At 64.0% G+C, this 1,144-nt stretch carries 1 protein-coding gene; it reads left to right on the forward strand.

The window, feature by feature from the left end; all coding sequences use genetic code 11:
• Positions 1–61 precede the first annotated feature (61 nt).
• Positions 62–1,018 carry an IS5 family transposase gene (locus FJ423_RS33380; RefSeq protein WP_140848045.1) on the forward strand — a complete coding sequence of 319 codons (957 nt, stop codon included), beginning with the start codon at positions 62–64 and terminating at the stop codon, positions 1,016–1,018.
• Positions 1,019–1,144: the final 126 nt, after the last annotated feature.

A 1,144-nucleotide genomic window follows, 5' to 3' on the forward strand; every position in this document is an offset into this window, starting at 1 on the left:
GGGCCTGTTGCGTAATTGGCTGGTTGTGATTCTCTGAGAAGGAAGCTCGGAGGGAATCGCAATGGCGGTGAAGCAGACGGGGCAGTTGAGCCTGGCGGAAGCATTTCTGGGCCAGAAGCTTGCAGGTGGATCCTCGCCGCTCGACCGACTGTCCGGTCTGGTGAAGTGGTATCGCTTCGAGAAGCTGCTCAACCCGCTGCGCGACGGCGGGCCGGGACGCGCAGCCTGGCCGCCGTTGTTGCTCTTCAAAGCGCTGCTGCTGCAGTCGCTCTATGGGCTATCAGATCGCGAGCTCGAGGAAGCGCTCGGCGATCGGTTGTCATTCCGGCGCTTTGCCGGGCTTGGGCTTGAGGAGAGCATTCCCGATCACACGGTGCTGTCGCGCTTTCGCAACTTGCTTGTTGGCGAAGGACTGATGGAGAAGCTGTTTGGCGAACTGGACCGGCAGTTGGAGAAGGCGGGCCTGATCCTGAAGCGCGGCACGATGCTAGACGCCACGCTGATCGATGCAGTCTCGGCGCCGCCGACAGCCGAGCGGCCCTCGAAGGACGCCGATGCCCGTGGCGTAAGACGGGGTAAGGGCGACTTCACCTTCGGCTACAAGGCCCATGTCGGGGTGGACGAGGGCTCTGGCCTGATCCGCACGGTGATCACCACACCGGCCAACGTCAACGACACGGTGATGGCCGATGAGTTGGTGCGCGGCGACGAGAAGGCGGTGTGGGCGGATGCCGCCTATGACACGCATGCCCGCCGGGCCAGGCTCAAGGCTGAGGGCCGCAAGCCGCGCATTGCCCGCCGCCCCAACAAGCACCATCCCGAACTGCCGCCGCGGCTCAAGCGCTACAACCGCCTGATCGCGAGACGGCGGGCAGCGGTGGAGACCACCTTCGCCACGCTCAAGAACCGCATGAAGCTGACGACGATCCGCTATGTCGGATTGGCCAAGGCCGCAGCTCAAGTGACGATGGCTGCAATCGCCTTCAACATGCGCCGATGGGCCGCCATCACAGGATAGGTGCGTCCAGCATCCGGCCTGAGGCCACACCGCCACCCTCAATTCCACCCCAAAAGCCAAAACGGAGCGAGGCCTCGCGACCAAATCGCTCCGCGAGCCTGTCCTTGCTAACTGCGCAACAGGTCC

The sequence above is a fragment of the Mesorhizobium sp. B2-8-9 genome (assembly GCF_006439475.1).
In the GTDB taxonomy this organism is placed as follows: Bacteria; Pseudomonadota; Alphaproteobacteria; order Rhizobiales; family Rhizobiaceae; genus Mesorhizobium.

Coding starts and splice junctions, on each gene's coding strand:
- FJ423_RS33380 (WP_140848045.1), top strand. CDS start 62: ATGGCGGTGAAGCAGACGGGGCAGTTGAGCCTGGCGGAAGCATTTCTG.